This window comes from Streptomyces morookaense, assembly GCF_013030945.1.
Classification (GTDB): domain Bacteria; phylum Actinomycetota; class Actinomycetes; order Streptomycetales; family Streptomycetaceae; genus Streptomyces; species Streptomyces morookaensis.
On sequence record NZ_JABBXF010000182.1, the window covers coordinates 1 to 2672 of the forward strand.

Here is a 2672-nt window from a genome sequence, read left to right on the forward strand (position 1 = left end):
AGGCGTCCAGCTCCTGCTCGCCCAGCAACTCGTCCAGGTGCCGGGCGCCCTCGGCCTTCGCCGCGACCGTGGCCGCGAAGTCGTCCAGGGCGGTCTCGGCGAGCATGCCCGCCTCGGCGGTGCCGGCGGTGTGCACGACGGCGTTCACCGGGTGCTCGGCCAGCAGCGCGGCCACCGCCGCACGATCGGCCACATCACACGCGGCCACCGTCACCCGCGAACCCAGCCCCTCCAGCTCGGACTTGAGATCCGCCGCACCAGGAGCGTCGATACCCCGACGGCTCGTCAGCACCAGATGCTCCGCACCCGCACCGGCCAGCCAGCGCGCCACATGACCACCCAGCGCACCCGTACCACCCGTGATCAACACCGTGCCCCGCGGCGACCACACACGGCCGCCCGGCGCCTCGGTGGCCCGTGCGAGGCGTCGTACGAACACCCCGGCCGCGCGGATCGCGACCTGGTCCTCGGCCGACTGGCCCAGCACCGCGGCGAGTCGCTCGGCGGTCCGGTCGTCGACGTCGGCGGGGAGGTCGATCAGACCGCCCCAGCGCGCGGAGTGCTCCAGCGCGGCCGACCTGCCGAGGCCCCACACCTGGCACTGGACGGGGTTCGCCGGGGTGTCGTCGGAGCCCACACCCATCGCGCTCCGGGTCGCGCACCACAGCGGTGCGTCGATGCCCGCGTCGCCGAGCGCCTGCACGAGCAGGACGGACAGGGCAACACCGTTGGCCAACCCGGCGGTCGGAGAGGCGGAGCCGTCGAGGGCGAGCAGCGAGAGCACGCCCGCTACGGGCTCGCCGCCCGCTGCCTCGGCGAGCCGGCCGGCGAGGGCCTTCCGGTCGGTTCCCGGCTCGACCGGAACCGGCAGCGGGGCGAGGCCCTGGGCCGTCAGCCCGCGCAGGCAGGCGGCGACCCATGCGTCGTCGGCCTGCGCGGCACCGACCGGGACCAGCCAAGTGCCGGTCCGCCGCGTCCCGTTGGGGTCGGAGATCCGCTTCCAGGTGATCCGGTAGCGCAGGGCGTCCACGGCGGACTGCTCCTTGCGCTGCCGCCGCCACGACGAGAGGCGCGGCAGGACGTCGCCGAACGAGTCCTCGGCGCGGATCTCCAGCGTGGCGGCGAGCGAGGCGAGGTCCTCGCGCTCCACGGTCTCCCAGAACTCGGCGTCCACCGGGTCGGACGCCGTGGCAGCCGGTGCCGCGACGTCCACCCAGTACCGCTCGTGCTGGAACGCGTAGGTGGGCAGACCGACCTTCCGGGCACCGGAGAAGAACACGTTCCAGTCCACGGTTACGCCGTGGGTGTGCAGGTGCGCGAGGGCGGTGGTGAGCGCGTGCCGCTCGGGGCGGTCGGCGCGCAGGACGGGAATGGTGACGGCCTCGTCCAGGCAGCCCTGCGTCATGCCGCTCAACACCCCGCCGGGGCCGATCTCCACGAAGGTGGTCACGCCGAGGCCGTGCAGGGTCTGCACACCGTCGGCGAAACGGACCGCCTCGCGGACGTGCCGGACCCAGTACTCGGCGGAGTACGACTCCGCCAGCTCGCCGGTCAGGTTGGACACGACCGGGATCTGCGGCTCGTCGAACGTCAGACCCTCCAGCACTGCCGCGAACTCGTCCAGCATCGGATCCATCAGCGGCGAGTGGAACGCATGGCTCACCTTCAGCCGCGACGTCTTACGACCCTGCTGGGCGAACACCTCCGCAATCGCCAGCACCGCATCCTCGGCGCCCGAAACCACCACCGAATGCGGGCCGTTGATGGCGGCGATACCGGCCTGATCGGTGAGGTGCGGCAGCACCTCGTCCTCGGTGGCCTGGACGGCGACCATCGCACCGCCGGTCGGCAGCGCCTGCATCAACGCAGCACGCGCCGACACCAGCTTCGCCGCGTCCGCCAGCGACAGCACCCCGGCCACATGAGCCGCAGCGATCTCGCCCACCGAGTGACCGGCCACGTAATCCGGCCGCACACCCCACGACTCCAGCAACCGGAACAACGCCACCTCGACCGCGAACAGTGCGGGCTGCGTGCACCCGGTCTCGTCCAGCGACTCCGCGTCCACATCCACCGGCGCGTCCAGGTGAGCGCACACCTCGTCGTACGCCTCCGCGAACACCGGGAACGCGGCGTACAACTCCCGCCCCATACCGAGGCGTTGCGACCCCTGCCCCGAGAAGAGGAAGCCGGTCTTGCCGCCGGCCGGGCGCCCCAGCACCACGCCGGGTGACGGGTTCCCCGCGGCCAGGTCCTCGAGCCCGCGCAGGAAGTCCTCGTGGTTCTCCCCCACGACGGCTGCCCGGTGGCGCAGGGCGGTCCGGGTGGTGGCCAGCGAGAAGCCGACATCCGCGGGCGAAGTGCCCTCGCTCGCGAAGTTCAGCAGGCGTCGCGCCTGGTCGCGCAGCGCCGCACCGCTCTTGGCGGAGAGCAGCCACGGCACGGGGCCCGATACCTCGGTGCCGGTTTCGGCCACGGGAGCCGGCGGGGCCTGCTCGATGATCGTGTGCGCGTTGGTGCCGCTGACACCGAAGGACGAGATACCCGCCCGGCGCGGCCGCTCCGACTCCGGCCACTCCACGGCCTCGGTCAGCAGCCGGACATCGCCGGCCGACCAGTCCACGTGCGGGGTCGGCTCGTCGACGTGCAGCGTCTGCGGCAGCACACCGTTC

General features: G+C 72.9%; 1 protein-coding gene. It reads right to left on the reverse strand.

Features of this window, described 5'->3' with window-relative positions; all coding sequences use genetic code 11:
• Window positions 1-2672: type I polyketide synthase (locus tag HG542_RS34035; RefSeq protein WP_171088287.1), on the reverse strand; the 2672-nt coding region annotated here is incomplete at both ends.